The organism is Bacteroides caecicola, assembly GCF_023337095.1.
Taxonomy (GTDB): domain Bacteria; phylum Bacteroidota; class Bacteroidia; order Bacteroidales; family Bacteroidaceae; genus Phocaeicola; species Phocaeicola gallinarum.
The window spans coordinates 21,718-44,188 of record NZ_JAMBLM010000014.1 but is presented as its reverse complement, the minus strand read 5'-3'; the positions used below and the strand labels follow the sequence as shown (position 1 = coordinate 44,188).

Annotated in this window: 18 protein-coding genes and 1 pseudogene; 3 read left to right on the top strand and 16 right to left on the bottom strand. The window is 47.9% G+C overall.

The window, feature by feature from the left end; all coding sequences use genetic code 11:
• Window positions 1-117: 117 nt before the first annotated feature.
• The 9 genes and pseudogenes from M3085_RS12130 to M3085_RS12090 all read right to left on the bottom strand — a co-directional run bounded on the left by M3085_RS12130 (window position 118) and on the right by M3085_RS12090 (window position 12,609).
• Entirely contained in the window at window positions 118-2,376 is a 2,259-nt protein-coding gene (locus tag M3085_RS12130) for a PL29 family lyase N-terminal domain-containing protein (RefSeq protein WP_249053132.1), read from the bottom strand.
• Between the two features lie 59 nt (window positions 2,377-2,435).
• A complete protein-coding gene (locus M3085_RS12125) occupies window positions 2,436-4,319 on the bottom strand; it encodes an OmpA family protein (RefSeq protein WP_249053131.1) in 1,884 nt (627 codons plus the stop codon).
• Window positions 4,320-4,344: 25 nt separating this feature from the next.
• Window positions 4,345-6,888 (bottom strand): fimbrillin family protein, encoded by a 2,544-nt coding sequence (locus M3085_RS12120; RefSeq protein WP_249053130.1) that lies wholly within the window; start codon window positions 6,886-6,888, stop codon window positions 4,345-4,347.
• Between the two features lie 592 nt (window positions 6,889-7,480).
• On the bottom strand, window positions 7,481-8,866 hold the full coding sequence (locus M3085_RS12115) for an aldo/keto reductase (protein WP_249053129.1): 1,386 nt from the start codon (window positions 8,864-8,866) through the stop codon (window positions 7,481-7,483).
• Window positions 8,867-8,906: 40 nt separating this feature from the next.
• A pseudogene (locus M3085_RS12110) lies at window positions 8,907-10,414 on the bottom strand (4Fe-4S dicluster domain-containing protein).
• Between the two features lie 88 nt (window positions 10,415-10,502).
• Window positions 10,503-11,351: an aldo/keto reductase gene (locus M3085_RS12105; protein ID WP_249053128.1), complete on the bottom strand. Its 849-nt coding sequence runs from the start codon at window positions 11,349-11,351 to the stop codon at window positions 10,503-10,505.
• Window positions 11,352-11,497: 146 nt separating this feature from the next.
• The gene (locus M3085_RS12100; RefSeq protein WP_178255957.1) at window positions 11,498-11,896 is read right to left on the bottom strand and encodes an FKBP-type peptidyl-prolyl cis-trans isomerase; all 399 of its coding nucleotides are present in this window, start codon (window positions 11,894-11,896) and stop codon (window positions 11,498-11,500) included.
• 4 nt (window positions 11,897-11,900) lie between these two features.
• Window positions 11,901-12,200, bottom strand: a complete 300-nt coding sequence (locus tag M3085_RS12095) for a hypothetical protein (protein ID WP_178255956.1) — start codon at window positions 12,198-12,200, stop codon at window positions 11,901-11,903.
• Between the two features lie 31 nt (window positions 12,201-12,231).
• The gene (locus M3085_RS12090; RefSeq protein ID WP_249053127.1) at window positions 12,232-12,609 is read right to left on the bottom strand and encodes a YccF domain-containing protein; all 378 of its coding nucleotides are present in this window, start codon (window positions 12,607-12,609) and stop codon (window positions 12,232-12,234) included.
• Window positions 12,610-12,947: 338 nt separating this feature from the next.
• Between M3085_RS12090 and M3085_RS12085 the strand changes: the two genes are divergently transcribed.
• Genes M3085_RS12085 through M3085_RS12075 form a run of 3 tightly spaced genes read left to right on the top strand, consistent with a single transcriptional unit; the run spans window position 12,948 to window position 15,090 of the window.
• A complete protein-coding gene (locus M3085_RS12085; RefSeq protein WP_191709371.1) occupies window positions 12,948-13,364 on the top strand; it encodes an EamA family transporter in 417 nt (138 codons plus the stop codon).
• Window positions 13,361-14,038 carry a response regulator transcription factor gene (locus tag M3085_RS12080; RefSeq protein ID WP_249053126.1) on the top strand — a complete coding sequence of 226 codons (678 nt, stop codon included), beginning with the start codon at window positions 13,361-13,363 and terminating at the stop codon, window positions 14,036-14,038. Before M3085_RS12085 ends, M3085_RS12080 begins: the two co-directional genes overlap by 4 nt.
• Window positions 14,035-15,090, top strand: a complete 1,056-nt coding sequence (locus tag M3085_RS12075; RefSeq protein WP_249053125.1) for a sensor histidine kinase — start codon at window positions 14,035-14,037, stop codon at window positions 15,088-15,090. The genes M3085_RS12080 and M3085_RS12075 overlap by 4 nt, the downstream gene beginning before the upstream one ends.
• Window positions 15,091-15,116: 26 nt before the next feature.
• On the opposite strand, the gene M3085_RS12070 is transcribed toward M3085_RS12075, so the two are convergent.
• The 7 genes from M3085_RS12070 to M3085_RS12040 all read right to left on the bottom strand — a co-directional run bounded on the left by M3085_RS12070 (window position 15,117) and on the right by M3085_RS12040 (window position 22,461).
• Window positions 15,117-16,370: a carboxypeptidase-like regulatory domain-containing protein gene (locus tag M3085_RS12070; RefSeq protein WP_249053124.1), complete on the bottom strand. Its 1,254-nt coding sequence runs from the start codon at window positions 16,368-16,370 to the stop codon at window positions 15,117-15,119.
• A gap of 104 nt (window positions 16,371-16,474) precedes the next feature.
• Entirely contained in the window at window positions 16,475-17,872 is a 1,398-nt protein-coding gene (locus tag M3085_RS12065) for an aldo/keto reductase (RefSeq protein ID WP_249053123.1), read from the bottom strand.
• Window positions 17,873-18,059: 187 nt separating this feature from the next.
• Window positions 18,060-18,779: a dihydrofolate reductase family protein gene (locus tag M3085_RS12060; protein ID WP_249053122.1), complete on the bottom strand. Its 720-nt coding sequence runs from the start codon at window positions 18,777-18,779 to the stop codon at window positions 18,060-18,062.
• Window positions 18,780-18,951: 172 nt separating this feature from the next.
• Window positions 18,952-20,109 carry an iron-containing alcohol dehydrogenase gene (locus tag M3085_RS12055; protein ID WP_249053121.1) on the bottom strand — a complete coding sequence of 386 codons (1,158 nt, stop codon included), beginning with the start codon at window positions 20,107-20,109 and terminating at the stop codon, window positions 18,952-18,954.
• Between the two features lie 172 nt (window positions 20,110-20,281).
• Window positions 20,282-20,947, bottom strand: a complete 666-nt coding sequence (locus M3085_RS12050; RefSeq protein WP_249053120.1) for a flavodoxin — start codon at window positions 20,945-20,947, stop codon at window positions 20,282-20,284.
• A gap of 14 nt (window positions 20,948-20,961) precedes the next feature.
• Entirely contained in the window at window positions 20,962-21,507 is a 546-nt protein-coding gene (locus M3085_RS12045) for a flavodoxin (protein WP_249053119.1), read from the bottom strand.
• A 432-nt stretch (window positions 21,508-21,939) separates the two neighbouring features.
• Window positions 21,940-22,461 (bottom strand): aldo/keto reductase, encoded by a 522-nt coding sequence (locus M3085_RS12040; protein WP_249053118.1) that lies wholly within the window; start codon window positions 22,459-22,461, stop codon window positions 21,940-21,942.
• Between the last annotated feature and the right edge of the window lie 10 nt (window positions 22,462-22,471).

The following is a 22,471-nucleotide window of genomic DNA, read 5'->3' as shown; positions in this document are numbered from 1 at the left end:
CATCCCATAGCGTCTACCGGTTCTTGCGGATGCGTTTTAGGGATATAAAAAAGCCGCCTGCACATCAAAGTGCGGCGGCTTTAGAAACTGTTTTGAAGTTCTCCCAAAAAACTTTTCTTAGTTCAGATTGGGCAGGGTTTTAGGATAAAATGAGTTGCTGGTGGTAGCTTCAAATATCCGACCGCCTCCGTAGCGGGTAGTGTTATCGCCGTTGTTGGTAAACCCGACATAATGATCGTAAGTACCGGCACCGGGGAAAGGTATGCCGCTATGATTTACGTATGCGTTGACTTCCCAGTCGGGACGGATCAGCACAGATGCCAGCGATTGAGGCTCCCAGCGCTTTTTGCCTACCTTATCGTAATAAAAGTTGATTCCGATGGCACTGTTGGCTCCGCCCAACGTACAGAACTCACATTCCAACTGGTCGGTGGCGGGGTTGTAAGTTATCGCGTTGCTTTGAGCCACGTATGACACAGAGTTATACGACTTGTAAACAGTAGACAGCAAGTGAGTCTGGTTGGTCAGCAAAATTTCCACTTTCTTGTAATCGAAATCGGCTTTGTCGATACCCAAAAACTCAGAAGCCTTGTAAAGATGAATCTTATACTTAGAGGCAGCGCGGCGGATGCGTATCAGTTCGTTGTTGCTGCCGTTATTCTGCGTATAGCTGTATTGCACCATATACGTGTCGTAAGGTACGGGTTTCATATACGTACCGTTATCGCTTGCCTGATATTCATTGGCATATAATACGCGCCCTTCGGGGCCATCGTTGCCTATGATGCTGCTCAGGTTGACCGAATCCGGACGGAACAGGAACGTATTCACCTTGAATTGTTTTTCTACATCAGCTTCCGACTTGTTGAATACAAACGAAGGATAATCGGGCAGGCTGGGAGAGAGGGGCTCGTTCGTGCCTGTCCCCGCCGGGAACCGTGCAGAAAGTTCGAATTTCCGGTCTTGGAGCTTATAAAACTCGATAAGGAAATAATGTTGTTCCGTCCATTTCAGTTGGTTAAACGGACTGGTGGGACGATTCAGCTCCACGGCGTTCAGCTCGTTGTAAAAATAGCTCATATACAGATACTTGTTCAGCTTCAGTTTGATGTACTGCGTCAGGGCAGCTCCCTTCTGGTCGAAAGCGATAAACGAAACCCCTCCCTCAAACTGGGCGCGGTCTAAGTCCATCAGTTGCGGCGAAGTGATATGAATGATGCGCTTGGCAGGGTCGGTGGGGCTGATATCTGCCGTGGCACTCCATCCTGCGGGCAGCATCGCTTCGATGCGTGCCACATTGTCAGAGCAAGTGTAGGGAACATCGATGGTGAGTCCTTCGCGTGCGAACAAGATGAGTGAATCCAGCCCGTTACGGTCTTTCATGGCAAGTTTGCCTGGATTCAGTTTAAACTGGATGCCCAGCAGCGGAATCTGATAAGATGTTCCATCGTGAAGGGTGATGGTGATTGACGTACCGTCGTCTGCCTTTGTCACGTTTTCGATGATAGGCTCTACTACCGGCGTATCTCCCTTGTCACCTTTCGGTCCGATAGCTTTCACCTTCTGTCCGTTCACCAGCAAGAATGAATAATTCTCATCGCCGGGATACTTGATAGTCCAGTAATAATTTTCGTCGGCAGGGTTATCTGGGTCTTTAGCCGCATTGATGAGCGGTGTCTTTCCGTCGTCGGGGACAGCCTTGCTCGTACTTTTCGTACCATCGATTACCCAAAAGCCATCGTTACTGATAGTGATAACAGGCGTATGTCCGTCGGCACCGTCATTGCCCTGACCGGGGTCTCCCTTATCCCCCTTCGGTCCGGTAGCAGGCACTCCGGTCGATACCCCGTTGATAACCCAATATCCTCCTACTATTTCCACGGTAGGTGTCGTTCCGTTGGTTCCGTTTGTTCCATCTTTCCCGTCAGCTCCGTCTTTTCCGTCTTTACCATCGGTACCTACTGCTTTCCAAGCCGTTTTCTCTCCGTTTATTACCCAGAAACCGTCATTGCTGATGGTTACTGTGGGTGTTTTTCCGTCGGCTCCGTTTTTCCCGTTATGCCCGTATGAGATGAAGAACGTCCGGTCGTCCAGCGTAATGTCTACTCCCAGCGTATCCGTCTTGCCGTCTTTTTCCTCTACCCGGTATTGAAATCCGGTAACGGTAGGTTTGTTTGCCAAAATATTATAAAGGTTACGCAGCTCCACGATTTCGTTGTTGATGCGTAGAATCTCAGCATTGATACCCGTGAGTTCTGCCGTTAGCTGATACTGTCGGCTGTACAGGGTACTGATGTCTTCGCGGTAACAGGCAGTAACCAGCATAAGCAGTGCCAGCAGGTTTCCTGCGATGTGTATCGTTGTTTTTCGTTTCATATTGTTCGTATGTCTTTATTTAATAAACTGTTCTTCTGTAAATATCCGCCGGAATCGTTTCAGCGGTTTTCTAATTTGTCCAAATTGCTTGCAGCCGAAGCATCTCCTTTTTCGGCAGCCATGCGGAAGTAACGCACAGCCGAAGCACGGTCGCTGTTCAGCGCTGCACATACTCCCAAAAGATTCCAAGCACGATTATCGTCGGCAAGTGTCGACAGATACCGCGAAGCAGTGGCAGCATCACCGTTGTGCAGAGCGATGGCAGCCATGTAAAGACGGGGCATGGGCGCTTCGGGATAGAATTTGAAAGCGATGCCCGAACATTCGTTAAACGCTTCGGAGTACATCGGATAACGGTTGGCTACGGCTATCATTTCTTCTGCACTGAGCTTGTCGGGGCGCGTATGAATAAGTTGTGTGGCGCGTTCGATTGAGAACGGAGCAATGGTATAATGGAAAGTATATTCATTGCGCCGCAACAGCGGGTAGAGGTCGTTCAACATATCCTTGTAACCGGCTAACCGTGCGAGTTTTCTTTGGCGCGTGGTTACATCGGTGTCGGTACTGAGCACTTCCAGTGCGCGGTCGCGGTCAGGATGATTCCAAGTCTGTAACAAACGTTCCAGTCCGTCCCAGTCTTCAGCATGACCAGCCGTTTTTATTTGGTTTTCCGGATAATTGAAACTGCTTGCAATGTACGATGAAATGGCTTGCGCACGGTTTTGGCTGAGTAAGATATTAAAATCGTGCGGCCCTTCGGGTGAGGCATATCCGTCGATGGAAATCGAGGTGATGGAAATATCTTCATCGTCTGCCAGTTCGCGGAACGCCGTAGTAATTTTCCCCAGTTCATTGAGATTGTCTCCGAGTTCGGGGCGGATATCCCACTTCGATACCGGGAAATGAAGACGCGCCTGACGGCTGATGTTGCGTTCTTTCCGTACACTCAAATCCGGTGTCAGGTAATCGAAAGCGAAGTTTCCGCCGGCAAAAGGATTAAACGCTTCTATTGCGGGATGTACCGGCATTGCGTCCGGTAAGGGTTCGATGCAATGACGTTGCGGTGTGTTCCGCCGAAACTTCCAGAGAAGCGATATTCCGTTTTGCCAAATAAAGTCATCGTGACTGCGGCGTATGGTGCGCACTCCGTCAAAATTCCGTTTGCTTATCCATATCAGACCGCTGCTAAGCTCCAATCCCAACTTTTGAGTCAGAGCAAAGTGAACAGCGATGTCGCCTCCCAAGCCTACAGACAGTGGACGCTGTTTAGGAGCAACCCGGCTCTTGTCTTCCAAAAGGTGAGCCTGCGCATTATATTTTTGTAAGTAAATACCCGGTTTCACCAGAAGAGATACGGGCTGTTCGCGTCCTTCAGGTATTCGGGTGAAAAGGCGGTTAAAGTTGAATACAGCCTGCAAGGAGGTTTCCCAGTAACGCGATTCGCTGTAAATCCGGGCGTACGGAACCGACTTGATGTAAATATTATTGCCCTGATTTTCCCAAATACCGGCATTGTCGGGAGCCGTCTGGTAATTATCTTCTCCACCCAATATGGTATAAGGATAATAGGTCATGGCATCTTCTGTACCCAGCCTGAACTTTTCTGCCGAGCGGGGAGAGAATCCGCGCATACGCCCTACTGATACCCCCATCTCCAGTCCGAAAAGGGAGGAGAACCGATATCCACCTTTCAGCGATATCTTATTACCCCAAAAATCACGCTTGGCAGTCAGTGAGTTGACGTCTCCAAACATAAAAGGTACGGAATATCCCGTACCTATGTACCAATAGCCGACTCTGTCTTTTTTCATGCAGCAAGTGGGAGACGGTTTTACACAAAGGCTGTCGCGATGTACAGCCGCTACCGATACTCCGTGCGATGCTAAAAGCAGGAGGCTACCCAATAGTAATTTTCTTTCGATTTCTTTCTTCTTCTTATTCATAAACTGTAAATAATAATTTTCTTTGTCATTGATCATCGCGGATAGGGCGTATGGAGAAAGCCCCGTAACGATCTACCGGACGGCTGATCCATATACTGATTTCTGTGGCTCTGAAAGAGTAACCGTTTGCATAACCACTGGGCGCAGCCCCATATACCTGAATATCTTTTCCGATGCGGTTCGGTTTTCCCGGGCTGTCGGTGTTGTAACGAGAGCCGGTGGCAGGAAAGAATATCGTTTCTCCGGTTTTGTTCAGGCCGCAGTAAAAATTCCATCCGTATGTAAACGAACCTGCGACATTCATATCCTTTATGTCTTTCTCTTCTTGAGTGGGGCCGGTGATTGAAAATCCGGTAAATTCCCAACCTCTGGGGAGCTTGAAGCCGGCGGGACATGGATCGTAGATACTTTTGGTAGGTGTCTCATCGTCAAGATAAGCCGTGTTATTGTCAGCATCCCAAAGGTTTAGGTATTTGTTATCCATGGCTGTGTTTTTGTTTAATGTTTGCGGATTCATGATACCCCACGTAATGCAGGCGTTACCTTCATCAGCTAAATACGTAGCCGGATTATTGTTTGATACTTGTCCGTTGTCATCGTACCAGTATTTCGTGGCGAGCGTACCGATGTCGCCGGGATAGAACGGGTCTTTGCGCCCCCATTGGTAGTAGGGGTTATTACCGTTATAATCCAGTTCCAGACCTTCTTGCGTGATGGTAAACGTGCTCACCTTTTCGTTCGCCGTGATGCGCACTTGGCATTCTCTGCTTGCAAAGCTGACATGTTCTCCGTCGCACCATCCCAAATTGACAGTCATCATCTGGCTATCCATTCCATAAGAACTCATTACTCTTTTCGTTTGCGAAACATCGGTATCCGTTACCCAGATGTGCCAGCTCCACATAATCTTTCCATTGGCATCATAAACAGCGATTAACGCATTGCCTTGCTGAATGCTGGCGGCGTTGACAGTAAAGCGGATGGCATGTTGGTCGTCATACAGGCTGACATTTGAGAGGAGTCCCGGAGCATCCTGCCACAATAGTTTACATGATTGAGGCTGGCAGCCCGTATGTTCGTAAATACGCGGCGACTGGATGGGATTGCCCAAATGATTGATGAAGTTTTTCAATATGTAAATATCGTCATAGTCATAGAAATAAGCCGACTTGTTGTCGTTTCCGTTTTTTATGGCATTGCCGTAAACCAACGGGAAATAATACTCTCCCGGACTGTTGATAACGTAGCAGTTGGCCGTGTTCTGTATCGTTTCGGCGCCGCTGCTGTTGGCAAGGTTGTAAGGCATACTTTGGGTACCTTTTGCCGTCCGCTGTCTTAATGCTTCGGTATGTGCGCTCCGGCTGACTCCCTGCTGCGATGCCACCGTAGCCGTGTAAGACACTGCGTTTACGCTTCCCGCTCCCGAAGTACCGGATGAGAAAGTCGTCAACCAGTCAGGCTTCGTCGTGCTCCAGTTTTTCCCGTCGGCGGAAAATTCGGCAGTCCAGCTTACCGGTTGTTCAACTTTGGAATTTTTCTTGTAACTGGTTATGCTGTAATTAGAACTTCCTCCTTGAATATTATAGGTAGTGGGCGGAATAACGGTCAGCGTATATTCCCAGTTAATCGAGGTGGTTGATATCTTGTAAGTTACCGTTTTCCCCATCGGCCATGATGTGTGCGCAAGGCTGGCTGTCAGCGTATGTTCCGATGTACCATCGTTGAATACCACCTCTATTTCGGCATTCTCCGGAAGGGCTTGCGGAATCATCATAAAAGTTTGGGCGGGAGTGGTTATCCCCTCATTCTCAGTTCCTGAAACACTCTTGTTTAGCTCTTGCGTGAAAGTCGCCGGATTTTCTATTCCGCTCCACTCCGCATCCTGCATGTTATATACTCCCGAAGAAAAAACATTCTTCAAAGTCACGCTTTTCACCGTGCCTTGCTTTATATCGTTTCCGCATACAAACTTGATGGCTGTTAGGGCATGGTGGAAGGTAAGGCTCATCACCGTATTGGAGCCGCCGCTTACTTCCGGAGATGCAGCCACAATCAAGTCTTTTTGGTCGCCCACCTCTTGTGGAACCGTACAGGTAATCGTAGGAGCACCCGAAGTCTGGTCCGACAGCCGGTAAGCGTTTTCGCTCATGGGGGCATAAGCAAAAAATCTCATTTTATAAGCCTTTCCGGGCCAGTAATAAGTAGAAGAAGACATCCATAAGTTGCCCGACTTTCTTACCGGAACATTATACATGTAATTCGGACGTTGTGTTTCGTCCCAAGTGTCGGTGTAGGCATAAGCAGACACACCGAATGTATCGTACATGTTGTCTTCGTTTATCGGGTTGGAGCGGGTAACACACTTCTCGTTGCCGGATGTACATATACTATCTGTATAAACCGTATGAAGGTAAATATTACCGAGATTTGTCTTCAGTGCGACAGAGGTGTCTGCTGATTCTGTTGTACTTCTTGTATTCAAAGAAGTCCATGAATTTTGAATATCTGAAGCGAATAAAATACGTTCTGATTGGGTAAACCGGGTGGTTTCATCGGTACAGGATACCATAAAAAAAAGGCTTGCAAACGAGGCTACCGCAATGGATCGGCATATACAAATACTTCTATCATTCATTATTCTCTGTTTTTTAAACAAAATTAGTTGTTTAGTTGCGATTCAGAAGAATTTATGAATGTACATATTATGTGGTTAGAGTATTGATTTTCAGAAGTATATTATATTATCAGATGTACATATTCATCCCTCTTTCCCTGTTGTTATCCGAAATTGGTCGGGAAAGCAGGGTACATCCGTTAAAAAACATTATAAACAGGTATGGTCTGTGGTGTGGAGAGCTATGTTATAGATTCGGTTCGTTACTTGGAAATAAAATTATTTAGTAACGCAAATCAGAGTCGGACACCCGACTCTGATTCTTATCATTAACTTTCTATTATATAACCGGTTAAACCATTCCGGCTCTGTGGATAAGCAAGAAGAAATTCCCTGTCGTTATGTCTCTCAAAACGCAACCGTTAGTGTTGGTCATCCTTTGCGGAAGAGTTGCCCGGTTCTACCCATAGCGTTCACCTGTTCTATGGGTAGCGTTTTTCAAACTCCCGACGGGGTATCTGAAACAGTTAAAACGAGCGTATTTTACCTATAAAGTTTCTTGTTTTAATTGTTCTACAAAGTGGTCGATGCGATGTAACTCTGTTGGGATATCAATGCGCTGCGGACAATGCGGGCTGCACTGGTTACAGCCGATGCAGTGACTTGCCTGACGCAACTTGGGTACACTCCGGTCGTAGCCAATCAGGTAGGCGCGGCGGGCGCGGCGATAATCCGCATCTTGCGAACTTTCGGGAATGTTTCCTTCATTCAGACATTTATTATAATGTAACAGAATGGCAGGAATGTCAATCCCGTACGGGCAGGGCATACAATATTTACAGTCGTTACAAGGGATGGTGTCAAACTGCATCATCCGGTCGGCAGCCTGCTGCAAGAAAGCGAACTCTTCTTCACTCAATGGCTGTAAGGGAGAATACGTGTGCAGGTTATCTTGCAGATGTTCCATGCGAGTCATCCCGCTTAACACCGTCAGCACATCGGGCTGGCTTCCGGCAAAACGGAACGCCCACGAAGCAACACTCGCCTCCGGTTCGCGCTGCTTCAGCATGGCCACGATGGAATCGGGCACGTTCGACAGGCGTCCGCCCAACAGCGGTTCCATAATAACGGCAGGAATGTTTCGTTTAGCCAGTTCGTTATACAGGTATTCGGCATCCGTGTTGCGCGGATTGATCTGTTTGGCATATTTCCAATCAAGGTAATTTAGCTGTATCTGTACAAAGTTCCACTGATATTTGTCATGTTCCGCCAACAGCCGGTCGAACACCTTTACGTCGCCGTGATACGAGAACCCCAAGTTGCGGATGCGTCCTGCCTCCCGTTCGGCAAGCAGGAAATCCAGCATACCGTTATTAACGTAGCGCGCTTCGTATTCCTCCATGCCGTTTCCCATCCCGATGCCGTGAAGCAGCAGGTAATCGATGTAATCCGTTCGAAGCTCTTTCAGCGAGTTATGATACATCGCGATGGCATTTTCGCGCTTCCACGTGTCGGGAGCAAAGTTCGACAGCTTGGTGGCGATGAAATACGAGTTACGCGGATGGCGGCTTAGAGCAACTCCCGTAGCATGTTCCGATTTTCCGCGACAGTAAGCGGGCGATGTGTCGAAATAATTTACTCTATGTTCGATGGCATAATCCACCATCCGGTTAACCATCTCTTGGTCTATCTCTTCGTTCCCTTCGCGTGCGCTTCGTCCGCCTACCGAAGGCAGTCTCATCATTCCAAATCCCAATAACGATACCTTGTCGCCCGTAGAGGGATTGGTGCGGTAGGTCATTTCTCCCTTTAGGCTGTCAGAGTTTGCAGAGGGTGATGTACTGTTTCCACAGGCAGCTAATCCGGCAGTTGCCCCCGCCATTCCCATAGCCTTCAGGAAATCGCGGCGGGAAATGTTATTTTGTTTATTCATAAAAGTCTGTTTTATCTGATTCAGGAAAATCGTTTGAGCTTTATATTACCCTGTGCATCTCGTGACCTTCTACATAGATAGCGCTGAAAGGACGTGCCGGACAGAGGTTTTCGCAAGCGCCGCAACCGATACACCGTTCTGTATTTACGACAGGAATCTTCGGCGAATCTTCTTGTTGCGGGTCGGAAGGTACCATTTGTATGGCTCCCGCCGGGCAATGACGGGCACAGTTGCCACATTCCACACCATCGGTAAGGGGTATGCAATTCTTTTTTATCCATACGGCGTGACCTATTTGTGTGGCACTCTTGTCTGCTGCAGTTATCGGGTGTATGGCTCCGGCGGGACAAACATCGCCGCACTTCGTACACTCCGGTCGGCAATAGCCTCGCTCGTAAGACATTTCAGGTTGCATCAGTTTCATCAGGTCGGTTGACGGACGAAGCACTTCATTCGGACACACCGATACACAAAGCTGGCAGGCGGTGCAGTGACGGGCGAAATCGCGCGCACTCAACGCCCCCGGAGGCAGGATAGGAGTGGCTCGTTTCGGAATTTTTTATCTTCAATGGCAGCCAATCCACCATCCACCTTTTTCTCTTGCGCTTTCAGCGTCGTAGCAGTTGCCAAGATTGCCGTAGCGGTCAGGAACGAACGGCGTGCCTCATTGATTTGTTCTTTGTCCACGCTTCTGGTTTGTTCTGCATTCTTGGTCTGGGTTTCCTGTTTAAACCACCGGTAACTTATAGCCCCGTGCTTACAGGTATCAAGGCAATCCATACATGCCACACAGCGACTATAATCTACCGTATGACGTTTGCCGTCGATACATGCCGCTTTACACTTGCGTGAACACAGTCCGCAGGCGTTACATTTTTCCGTATCGATTGATATGCGGAACAGGGCAAAACGTGACAGAAATCCGAGTACAGTACCCACCGGACAAATGGTATTGCAGTATGTACGTCCGTTCCGCCATGCCAGTACGACGATTGCAATGAAAGTAACCACGGCGATAACAAACGTAGGCAGGCTTTTCATCCATACAGATGTTTCATAAAAGGCATAACTCTCTGCACGTTCGGCAAAGTAAGCAAACACGTTATTCCCCCATTGATATATCGGTGCGAAAAGATTGTTTGCGATGCGTCCGTATGAACTATACGGTGCAAGCAAGGCTACGAATGAGCCTATTCCCGCAATTACAGCGATAACAAAAAGCGTCAGTACCGTGTAGCGCAAAATGTTTTTGGCAGGCGAGTAAGAGAAGCGGTATTTCTTTTTCTTTCTTTGTCCACTTAGCCACGATATCACATCCTGAAATACCCCCATCGGGCAAATAACGGAACAATATACACGTCCGAATACGAGCGTAAGCAGGATGAGCAACACGATGATACCCACATTCAAGGCAAGTACCGCGGGCAGGAATTGTATTTTAGCCATCCATCCGAACCATGCGTGTATCGTTCCGGTAAAATCGAGGAACAACAGCGTGATGATTGCAAAAAACACAACGGCAAGTGTCAGTCTTATTTTACGTAACATAGCGTTTAATCGTATTAGTTATAATGTTGGTTTGTTATACGAAAAGAGCGTGCCTTGCTGTGAGACACGCTTATCCGGGCGAAACAATTTATTTGTTTTTGCCGTACTGTACGAGCCATTTTACCGTTTGGGGGTCGTAGTGGGAGAAGAACAAACTGTGACCGAGGTCGAGACCGAGGATGGTCTGCATGTCTTCATCGCTCAGCGTAAAGTCGAACACATCAATATTCTGAATCATGCGTTCTTTTTTCACTGACTTAGGAATAACCACCACACCGCGCTGGATAAGGTAACGCAACGCCACTTGAGGCAGACTCTTTCCGTACTTGGCTCCGATGGCTATCAGCGTATCGTTTCCGAAAAAGTTGTTTCTTCCTTCGGCGAATGGCCCCCACGACATAATCTGAGTGCCATACTCCTGCATAATCTTCTGTGCTTCTATTTGCTGGTTGAATACGTGTGTCTCTACCTGATTGACCATCGGGGGAATTTCGCTGAACTCAGCAATGTCAATAAACCGGTCAGGATAAAAGTTCGATACACCGATGGCGCGCAACTTGCCCGCACGGTAGGCTTCCTCCATTGCGCGGTACGTGCCGTAATAATCGCCGAAAGGCTGATGAATCAAGAGTAAGTCAATGTAATCGGTCTGCAACTTGCGCAATGACTCTTCAATAGAAGCCTTTGCCCGTTCATATCCCGCGTTCGAAATCCACACTTTGGTTACGATGAACAGTTCGTTACGCGGAACGCCGCATTTCTTTATGGCATTTCCCACGCCCTCTTCGTTGAAATATGCTTGTGCCGTATCTATCAACCGATAACCCACGCTGATGGCATCGCTTACGCATCGTTCACATTCTGAAGGTGAAACCTGATAAACTCCGTATCCCAATATCGGCATATCCACGCCATTGCTTAATTTTATTGTTTCCATATAGCTTGTTTTTTAGTGGTTTTTCTGATGCAACAAAGATACGGCACAAGTTTATCTCTGTTCCTATACAAATTACAGAAGAATATACCTTTTTTACTGATTAAAAGGTAGTGTGATACCGTGGAAAGTGTTGTAGTGTTTTCTTTTTATGCTATTCCCAACAGTTCTATTTCGAATATGAGTGTAGAGCCTCCCGGTATTCCCGGTTGCGATATTTTTCCGTATCCCATTTCTGCCGGGATGTAAACTTCCCATTTGTCGCCCACACACATCTGTTGCATGGCAATAATCCATCCTTCGATGAGGTCGCAAAGACGAATGGCTAACGGAACTTCGCCGCGACTGCTGTCAAATTGTTTACCGTCAATCGTCCAGCCCGTGTAGTGAACGGTTACAATGCTGCGTGGCGAAGGGTGCTTGCCGTCGGCTTTTCCTTCCGAGAGCACTTTATAATATATACCTTTAGAGAGTGGTTTTACATCTTTTTCGCGAGATTTTTGTTGAAGCCATTCCTTGTTGGCTTGTGCGTATGCTTTCTTGTCCATTTTGTTAATATTCTTTTGCGTAAACAGGGATTAATACATTCTCGTCCGGCCAGTGTGGTAGGAAGAAAAGAGGCATTGGTTTGCCGCCGATGCCTGACCATTCGATGTGGCGAACTTCATCGAAGTTCGGCGGGCCGAAATCAAACGAACGTCCGTATAGCAGGACAGCTCTGCGCTTTTCGTCGATTAGCCACAGTCCGCCTCCGTAACAGCATTTCTCGCCAAAGCCTAAAAGGTCTTTATGCAGATAAACGTGTCCGAATTTTAATGTTCCGTTTTGATTAATGACAAATTTCTGGTACATATATTTATTTATGGTTTTTCAAAACAGTTTCTTATATTCTGAGCGATACGTCTTTTCCAAACGGAGCCAAAGAAAGCTTTGCCATTTTGAAATGCTGTTTGGCAAAAGGAATACCGATGAGGCTGATGAAAAGCAACACACCGAAGAATAGATGCATAAGCCATGCCCACAGTCCGCCGAAAATAATCCACAACAGGTTGAGCGGAATACGGATACATCCTGTGGGTGAATCCGTGTTTCTTACTTCAGCTCCGAAGGGCCACAGACAGAGCAGCCCTATTTTGAATGTTTGCAAGGCTATCGGTATGCCTATAATGGTACATGCCACTGCCAAGCTACCGGTGAAATATCCGATGGCGGCTTCCAATCCTCCGAACAGCCACCATAACAAATTGCCGATGATTCTCATTTTTTTATTCTTGTTTTGATTTTATTTGCCCTCAATGATAACAACTGCGAAAATACATGTTTTTCCGGAAGAAACCATCTTCTCCGGCGCATTATTATCCCCTGAAAAACGCTACCGTTAGCGTTACTTGTTTCTTGCGGATGTGTTGACCATTTCTTCCCATAGAAATCATCGGTTCTATGGGAAGCGTTTTAAAGCATTTGATATGAATTGTAAAATACTTAAAACGAGTTACTTATATTGTAATATAATACCTCTTCAAAATTCCTACAAAATCTTATCGTACTTTTGTGGCAATGAGATAATTTTGCATCGGTATACTAAGGAGATAATAGGTTATGTGGAAATATTATGCACTGTTGTCCGCCTTTTTTGCCGCACTGACTGCAATCTTTGCTAAAGTGGGCGTAAAAGACATTAATTCTGATTTGGCGACTGCTATCCGCACCACAGTGATTCTATTGTTGACGTGGGGCATCGTTTTGTTTGGTTCGCATCTCGGAGAGATAAAAGAAATTCCCCGCCACACGTGGCTGTTTCTTGTTCTGTCTGGTGTTGCAACGGGCTTGTCATGGTTGTTTTATTTCAAGGCTTTGCAGACGGGCGATGTGTCGCGTGTAGCCCCGATAGACAAGTTGAGTGTAGTAATAACTATCTGTCTTGCATTCTTGTTATTGAAAGAACCGGTCAGCATCCGGGTTGTGGCGGGTGCGTTGCTGATAACAGGTGGAAGCATCTTAATGTTACTGAAATGAAACTACTGATTATTGAAGACGAACGTGAACTGTCTGCCAACATCGTGACTTATTTAAGTTCCGAACATTACGTGTGCGAACAGGCATTTACGTATGTCGATGCGCTGGAGAAAGTTAATATGTACGATTACGACTGTGTGTTGCTCGACTTGATGTTGCCGGGTGCTAACGGGCTGGACATCCTGCGTGAGATTAGGAAAAAACGGAATCCCGTCGGGGTTATCATCGTTTCTGCCAAAGATTCATTGGAAGATAAGGTGAAGGGTTTGGAGATAGGTGCCGATGATTACCTGTCTAAGCCCTTTTACCTGTCTGAACTGTCGATGCGGATTTATGCCATCATCCGGCGGCGGGAGTTTGCGGCAAATAATGTGCTACGCAGTAACGGCATTGAAATTAATCTGCCGGCAAAGTCTGTCAGTGTCGGCAACCGGTCTGTCGTATTGACGCGAATGGAATATGAACTGCTGTTATTCTTCATAGGAAACCGTGATAAAGTGGTGTCGAAAGCCTCGATAGCCGAACATCTCAGTGGCGATATGGCAGATATGCTTGACAATCACGACTTTGTTTACACGCACATCAAAAACCTGAAAGCTAAGTTGGCGGAAGCGGGCGTGCGCGACTGTGTAAAGAATGTATATGGAACCGGATACAAGTGGGTAGAGCTATGAAAAGAAGAAGTCTGTCGCAGAAGATGCTGATGCAGTTCGCCGGATGTATGGCTGTATTGTTGTTGCTTGCCACCCCGCTTTTTTATTTCCTTACAAAGCATTATTACGCCGAAGATATGATAGACATCATCGAGGCAGTGGGTCAGGGACAACCTATTCCCGCCCTCGATTTGGAACAAGACATCATGCAAGGCGTGATGTTACAGTTTGGTATCATCGCATTGATACTGGCTGTTGCCATTGTACTGACTGTCCGGTTTATTTCCCGTCGGTTATGGAAACCTTTTGATGAAACCCTGCACCGGGTGGAGGGCTTTCGTTTGGAGAACGGCATATTGCCCGTTCTGCCAGCGAGTGCGGTGTCTGAGTTTACCCGTCTGAACACCACCTTGCAGACACTGATGCAGAATAATCTGACCAGCTACCGTATGCAAAAAGAATTTACAGAAAATGCTTCACATGAGTTACAGACTCCGCTTGCTGTTTTTCAAAGCAAACTCGACTTGCTGCTTCAGCAACCCGACTTGACTGAACGGCAGGCGGAGTTGATACAAGGGCTGTATGAAACTTCGAATCGCCTTGCCCGCCTGAACCGTAATTTGCTTTTGCTTGCAAAAATAGACAATCATCAATACGGGCAGATGGAAGAGATAAATCTCGCCGCTTTTCTCCACGAATTATTGCCTTCACTTGAATGTTTGGCGGGAGACATTGTTCTTCATAAAGAGTTTCATGGCTCGCCCGTACTCCACGCTAACCGTACGCTGTTGGAAAGTTTGATGAATAACCTGATAGTAAACGCGGTCCGCCATAATCGTCCGGGCGGAGAAATCACCCTTGCAATAGTTGGCAAGCAATTTGTAATATCAAATACTTCTGATGAACTGCCATTAGACGGTACACTGATATTCAACCGTTTTTATCGGCCGTCGGAGAAAACGAAAGGAAACGGGCTGGGGCTTGCTATTGTAAAAGCTGTTTGCGAATATCATGGCTGGACGGTAAGTTATCAGCATAAGCACGGCGAACATTGTTTCATCGTCGATTTCTGAACTCTTGTCAAACAGATTCTTGGGCTTTATTCTTCGTGCATCTTTTTTAACTTTCCCACAGCTTTTTCCAATGACTCTTCCGGTTTGATGATGTTATAATTACCCCAAAAGTTTTTATCGAAAAACAGAGTCACATCATCGGAAAGTATCTGGTCTTTGCCGAATGCTTCGCGAATAGGTATGTTGGTGGCAGACGGTTCAATATCGGTTACTACCATTTCCGATACAACAGCGTAAGAAGTGGCAAACAGCCTGCGTCGCCAGTCGCACTTGAACCGGATTTCGTTGCGTATGTAGTTCAGATAGGTTTTATCGCCGTGGTCGGTATAATCTACCAGATAAGTTACGTCTACCGGTTTGAAACGCAGCCCGAATGGTTTTCGGTGAAGAATGGCTTTTGTTGCTTTGTATCGGTCTTTCATGTCAAGATTGAACTCCGCGCGTGTAAATGAGAGCCGTTCTTTATCAATATACAGTTTTCCGTAATACAGTGCGTATGGCAGTTCGCGATTGGGTACGAAACTGATTACATACTGGGGACGTTCGTCAATGTATGTCATTTCTTCGATGTGGAAATCATAGAGCGGAAGCATTTCCCTGCTAAGCAGGAGGTCGGGATTCTTTACCACGTCCAAGTAAATGGCTGCGGTAGGGCCTCCCAACAGTTTTACAGCCAGCGTATCGCTTTGTTTCGGACTGAGTAACCGGCGTCCTTTAAGTATCTTTACGCGGTCTCGTTCGGCTTTTTCCGTGTAAGGCGTTTTGTGCAGGTCTACAACGGCTTCGGCTATGTTGATGTAATGCCTGCGCTTACGTGCCGTTTCCCGGTAGAAGCCGGTCAGCTGGTCGTTATTTCCGCTGTAATTATCCGGAATTTTTCTGATAGCTTCTTCTACCAGTTCGCGCGGATTACGTCCGCTGATTACTATTTCATCCAGCATCAGTGCAGAAGGGGTGAGCCATACGGTAGGCAGTTCTGCTTCTCCTTTCCTCAGACGGATGTGCTGGTTGTCATAACCCAGATGTGACACTTCGATGGCGATGTTATCTACAGGCTCTTTCACTTTAAAGGTAAACTCGCCGTCAGCATTGGTTACGGTAGATTCGGTACTTCCGGCTATGGAGACGTTGGCATACGATAAGGCTTTTTTGTCCGACTTGTCTTTTACTATCCCGTTGATGGTAACATATTTGCTTTCATCCGTAGGAGGTTCAATCGCCTTTGTCGGAGTCAGATAAAGCAGAAACAGGCAGAAGAGAATGTATTGATTCGTTTTCATGATGCTTTAGTTTAAGAAACTGTTTTTTCTCATCATACAAGCGAAAATGATTCAAAGACTTATTCCGAATCATCGCGCGACAAATTCAAAACAGTTTCTGAGTTTTACAGATTGTTTTGTTTCAGTTGTTCTACAAAGTGGTCAATGCGCTGCATTTCTTTGGGGATGTCAATGCCTTGCGGACAATGCGGATTACATTGCGCACAGCCAATGCAGTGGCTGGCTTGGCGCAGGCGGGGTACGCTGCGGTCGTAACCGATAAGGAATGCACGCCTCGCTTCTCGATAGTTGTCATCCTGACGACTTTTGGGCATGTGTCCTTCGTTGATACATTTATTATAATGGAGCAGCACGCCGGGTATGTCCAATCCGTACGGACACGGCATACAGTAGTTGCAGTCGTTGCAAGGAATGGTTTGATACTGCGCCATAAGGTCGGCTGTTTCTTGCAGGAAGCGGAACTCTTCATCGGTGAGAGGCTGCAAAGGCGAATACGTACGCAGGTTGTCTTGCAGATGCTCCATGTAGGTTATTCCGCTCAGTACCGTAAGTACATCAGGGAAACTGCCCGAAAAGCGGAACGCCCACGAAGCCACGCTATGCTCCGGCTCGCGCTGTTTCAGTTTGGTTACGATATGGTCGTGTACTTTCGACAGGCGTCCTCCTAACAGCGGCTCCATGATAACGGCTGGTATGTTGCGTTTCGCCAATTCGCCGTACAGATATTCGGCATTGACGTTCATCCCCGAAGCGTGCCGCCAGTCGAGGTAATTGAGCTGGATTTGAACGAAGTCCCACGGGATGCCGGATTCCTGCAACATGTAGTCGAATACCTTCACATCGCCGTGAAACGAGAAACCCAATTTGCGGATGCGCCCCGCTTCTTTCTCTTTGAGTATGAAGTCGGCAATGCCACAGTCGTACAGCCTGCCGCGCATTTCTTCCATCCCTGCGCCCGTACCCAAAATGTGGAACAGGTAATAGTCGAAGTAATCCGTCCGCAAGCTCTTGAACGAGTTGCGGTACATTTCTACCGAAGCGTCGTACAGCTCTTTTCCTCGAAGCCCTGCCCCGTAAAGGCGATGGTTCGACATCTTCGTGGCGATGTAATACGAGTTGCGCGGATGGCGGCTGAGAGCGATTCCCGTAGCCTCTTCCGACAGCCCTTGACAGTAAGGCGGCGCGGTATCGAAATAGTTGACACCATGTGCCAGTGCATAATCCACCAGTCGGTTTACCTCTTCTTGGTCTACCACCTGTCCCTTGCCGTCCGGCGAATCTTTCATGGGCCAGCGCATACAGCCGTATCCCAACAATGACACACGGTCGCCCGTCAGGGTGCGGTAGGTCATGGCATCGGTAGGCACCTCGGTGTTTGTCGCCGCAGATGAGTCTGTGCGCTTGTTTCCGCAGGCTGCCAGTCCGGTGGTAACGGCGCCTGCCGCGCCCGCAATCTTAAAGAAGTCACGGCGGGAAATCTTTTTCTTATCTTCGTTGTTCATTTTGTCCGTTGTTTTGTAATTTATATACTTTCAATGCCAGTTTGAGGTAGTTCTGAGGCTTATTTTCAGGCTCGAAAACGCTACCCATAGGACCGATGGATTCTATGGGTAGCGTTAAGAGGTCTAAGCGGTAGAAATACCCAACGCAAGCGGTTGCGTTTTTCAGTCCATTTTGAAAGGTGAATTTTTATGTCAAATCCGCTTTGTGGAAGCAGTATCTCAGCCATACAATCCCGTCTTGAACCGTTTCTGCCGACAGCAGTTCGAGGCTCTGTCCGCGAGCGGGCAAATGTTCTTTCCCGATATATTCGAACACCGAGGGCGACGCTGCCGACCCGTCAATGCCCGGATATACCACAAGGCTCAGTTCGTCTATCAGTCCGGCATGTAAGAAAGCCCCGTTGATGATGCCTCCACCTTGCAGCGAAAGCGACTCCACACCAAACACCTCCGCCAACGTCTGCATCGCTGCGCGCAGGTCATCACCTTTTGCTCCGGCAAAGAGGTAAGAAATGTCTTTCTTCTGAAGATAGTCCAGATAATCGGCAGGTGTCGTTTCGGGCAGGATGGTCACGATGCAGTCGCCCCGCACGGTGGAAGATTCGTAAAGAATGTCGGCATCGGGGTCGATAACCGCAAAAAGGCGGTCGGACGTATGGCTGGCGATGTAAGGCTTCGGGTGAGAGAGCGGGGTAGTGTCTCGCAGGTGAAATTGCTTGGGGAAGAAGCCTTCACACAAGGTATTTTTTCCGAACATCCAAGCATCGGTATTCAGTTTGCGGCCGATGGAGGCATACACCCCCATCAGTTCGCTTTTGCTTTGTCCGTTGAAAGGAACTGTCCAGCGGTCGGTCAGCAGCCTGCCGTCAACGGACGACATGATATGGCAGATGATTTTAGGTAACATAATGCTTCCTATTTTTACATAAGTTTACGTATACAAAAATAGTGCGCATCAAAGAGAAAAACCATACATAAATTACTGATAATAGGACCCATTTTACTGATAAGCCTCATCGGGAGCGGCTTTTAGCGGTCGGACTCTCCGCGATACGCTTTGGGCGGTATGCCTGCCAGCCTTACATTCCTTCCCTCAACACTTCATACAGTTCGTCTCTCGTAAACTGTTTGCAGCATCCCGGCATGAGGAAACAAGTATCGGCAGCGGCGCGCAGTACGGTTTCGTCCGTGATGCCTATTTCGTTCCAGCGGGTAGGCAAACCGATTTCGCGGATAAATCCTGCGAGCGCCTCTACGCCGAGCGATGCAGATCGTTCTGTGGTATCTCCTTTTACCTTCCATACTTCTTGAGCCATGCGCGCCAGTTTTTCTTTCCCTTCGCTCAAAAGGTGGCGGTAGAGTATGGGGTGGATAACGGCAAGCCCCTGTCCGTGATTGCAATCGGTGTAAGCTCCTACGGCATGTTCTAACATGTGGCATTGGAAGTCTGTCTGTTTGCCTAACTTCAGCAAACCGTTTTCTGCCATTGCCGATGCCCACATCAGTTCGCCACGGGCAAAGTCGTCATCGGGATTGGCTATCAAGGCACGCAGGTTCTTGATGACACTCCGCATGACTGACTCGTTGATTTCATCGGAAAGGTTCGTTGCCTGCGGACGTCCCATGTAGGTCTCCATGCAGTGGCTCAGGGTGTCGAATGCGCCGCTGATGACCTGCTTCATCGGAAGCGTGCGGGTCAGGTCGCTGTCAAGCACGGCAAACGTATGGTAAGCCCCCAACAGCGGTTGCTTCAGTTTCTTTTCTTCGTGAGTGATAACCGCACCGTTGTTCTGCTCGGCTCCCGTTCCCGATGCTGTTACCACGGCTCCCATCGGCACGAACTCCGTAGGATATTGATGCTTGGCATACTGCATCTCCCAAATATCTTCATCCAGTTTTGCCTGTGCCGATACGATTTTGCAGCAGTCGATGACCGACCCTCCACCCACTGCGAGGATGAAGTCGATGCCCTGCTCACGAACCATCTTTGCGCCTTCCTGCACCTTTGCATAAGTAGGGTTGGGCATGATGCCGCCGAAGTCAGTCACCGTCTTGCCGCACTCGTGCAGCCAACCAACGATTTTGTCATACATTCCCGTGCGTTTCAGTGAGCCGCCCCCGTAGGCAAGTAGTACATTATTACCTGCAATACGGTTCATTTCTTCTTTGATGGCGCTCTCGGCGCACCCTTTGCCAAAATGTTGGCGCACGGGGTATTGGTAAGTAAATCTATCCATAGTTGTATCTTTATAGTTAAATGGTTATCTGTTTTTATTACAAATTTACGGCAGATGAAGCGGTCTGCTCCTATACAAATTACAGATTGATATACCCATATTAACGATACAAAAAATCCCCGTCACGCTGAACCGTGGCGGGGAACCTCTCTCTTATCCGCAGACCGTGGGATTATTCGATAATCCCGATCTCACGCAACCAACTGCGTATGCCGTCTGCCGATTCGGCAACACTGTTTCTTGGTATGCTGTAACCGTTTACCATTGTGGCTTGTGGTTCCATCTCTGCTATATCGTCTACTGTACCCGACCATCCGCTGCCGCCATGCGATGAAAACGGGATGATGGTTTTACCCGTAAAATCGTAAGCATCGAAGAACGAATACATTGCCATCGGCATCTGATACCACCAGATAGGATAGCCCACGAAGATTACATCGTAATCGTCAAAGTTCTCTATGTTTGTGGCGAGGGCGGGGTGTGTACCGTTCAGCCGTTCTTCATTGGCTTGGTCTGCCAGAGCTGCGTATTCTTCCGGATAAGGCGTTGCCGTCTGGATGCGTACCCTGTCGCCGCCCGTTGCTTCGCCTATCACGGTAGCCATGTATTCTACGCTGCCGCAAAGGTCGCCGTTCACAATAAGCCGACTGGCAGACGAAGCGGCATCCACACCGTTGTCGGGCAGCGGCTCTGAAAAGTAAGCTATCAGGATGCGGTGGTTTGTTCCGGGAACCACATCCTCGGTGGGAGTGTTAATGGTATTGTTCTCATCGTCGCCGCAAGACGTCAAAGAAAGCGACGCACACAGTAGCACGAGCGGAAGTATATAGGTTTTCATCTCTCCGTCCTCCCTTATTTGATTACTTTGATTTCCTTCAACCATTCGGTTATACCGTCCGTGTTGCGGTCTACTGCGCCGAATCCTTTCAGATGATTGGCGTCAGGCGTCAGTTCTGCGATGCGTGCCAGCGTCTCGTCGCGGTAAGTAGAAGCATACGTGCAGAACGGGACTACGGTTTTTCCCTTGAAGTCGTAGCTCTCGGCAAAGGTATTGATAATCATCGGAGCCGTCCACCACCATACGGGGCAACCGATGAACACCGTGTCGTAGCTGTCCCAGTCCGTTACCTTATTCTTGATAGCAGGACGGTCATTCCGCTCTTTTTCAGCCTTTGCCACCTCCGTACACGGTGTGTATTTCGTGGGATAAGGCTTTACGGGTTCGATGCGGAAAAGCGTTCCGCCTGTTTGTTCGGCGATGTATTTCGCCACGTGTTCCGTATTGCCGCTCCAACTGAAATAAGCGATGAGGATACGGTTTGCTTTTTCATTGTTTTGTGCGTAACAACTTATCCCGAAAGCCGTTAGCACAGTTAGTAAAAATAATTTAAGTTTCATCGTTTTATGTATTTAAGTGTAATCTGTAAATTCAGACTTGGTTCGCGTTATTGTTTCTGATACAAAGTTACGCCGGAAACATCTGTTTGTCCATACACAAATTACAGATTAGTACACCAATATCAACGATATACGGCTCAATTACCCGATGAAAACAGGAAGCGAAATTCACCGCCGTTATGTTCTGAAAAACGCTACCGTTAGCGTTACCCATTCCATGCGGATGTGTTGACCGTTTCTACCCATAGAAAACATCGGTTCTACCGTTAGTGTTTCCCCAAGCTCCGGGCAAAGCCGTAAAAAGGTTGCAGCAACTTTATTGTCGGATTGAATTATTTTAACAAAAAAGTCCAATCTGAAACGATAAAAACCAGCATGGAATTTACGGATTTCGAGATTGGACTTATGAAACATGAAAAGAATCAAAGGGTTTTATTTTGTGAGAGTCTGTTGTTTTTGTGCGTTAGGTTTGGTTCCTCCGAAGACATCAGACATCGGCATTACGTCTAAAGCGCGGTCTATTGCCTCCACTTCCTCATCGGTCAGCATCACATCTGTCGCCTCGGCATTCTCTTTCAGCCGGTCGGCTTTCCGCGTACCGGGGATGGGCACTATCCACGGTTTTTTGCAGAGCATCCACGCAAGGGAAATTTGGGCAGGCGTGGCGTTCTTATCTTCAGCTATACGGCGAATCAGTTCCAACAGTTTGCGGTTTCGCTCGTAACTCTCCGGGCGGAATTGGGGCATCGTGGCACGGTAATCGGTCTCGGCATCGAAGCAAGATGCCGGCGTATAGCGGTCGGACAGCAACCCGTTGGCAAGCGGCGAGAAAGCCACCAGTCCGGTCATTTCACGTCGGTTGGCAGGTGCGCCGTAAGCATGGCTCATCCCCATACATCCCAAGCCGACAGCAGACACACGCAGTCCGCGGGTTCCTAAGTTTCTGTATCTCATATCCTAATAA